The sequence below is a fragment of the Bradyrhizobium sp. CSA112 genome, assembly GCF_029051645.1.
In the GTDB taxonomy this organism is placed as follows: Bacteria; Pseudomonadota; Alphaproteobacteria; order Rhizobiales; family Xanthobacteraceae; genus Bradyrhizobium.
Map to the genome: position 1 here is coordinate 1 of NZ_JAACFS010000129.1, position 590 is coordinate 590.

1 protein-coding gene is annotated in these 590 nt (G+C 68.5%); it reads right to left on the bottom strand.

All coding sequences use genetic code 11. The features are described from left to right. The coding region (locus GWE18_RS41990) for an AMP-binding protein (RefSeq protein ID WP_275191317.1) at positions 1-590 on the bottom strand (590 nt) is incomplete at both ends.

Here is a 590-nt window from a genome sequence, read left to right on the forward strand (position 1 = left end):
CCGTCATGATCGAGCAGCATCCGCCAGGTCGACGGCGTCGCCTGGATCAGGGTCACGCCTTGTGCGGCCACCATGGCCTTGAGCCGGGACGGATCATGCGCGGCCGCGCGATCCGCCAGCACCACGCGTGCCCCCTTAATCAGCGGCAGCCACAGCTCCAGCACCGCGATGTCAAAGGACAACGAGGTCAGGCCGAGCACGCGATCCCTGGCCGTGAGGCCCGGCCGCTCCGCCATCGTCGCCAAAAAATTCGTCACCGCGTCGTGGCGGACCATCACGCCCTTGGGCCGGCCGGTCGAGCCTGAGGTGTAGATCACATAGGCGAGGCTCTCGGGATGCACGGCGATACCAAGATTGCCGGCATCGCCCTCGCCGCCGTCCTGCTCGTCGAGCAGCCACGCCGCGGCGCCGGTTTCCTCGAGAACCGGAGAGAACTGCTCGAGCAGCGTCCGTTGCGTCAGCACCAGTGCCGCGCCGCTGTCGCGCAGCATGTGCGCCAGCCGCTCGGGCGGGTAATCCGGGTCGAGCGGCAGATACGTCCCGCCCGCCTTCAGCACAGCCAGCAGTGCGACCATCATCTCGACGCCGCG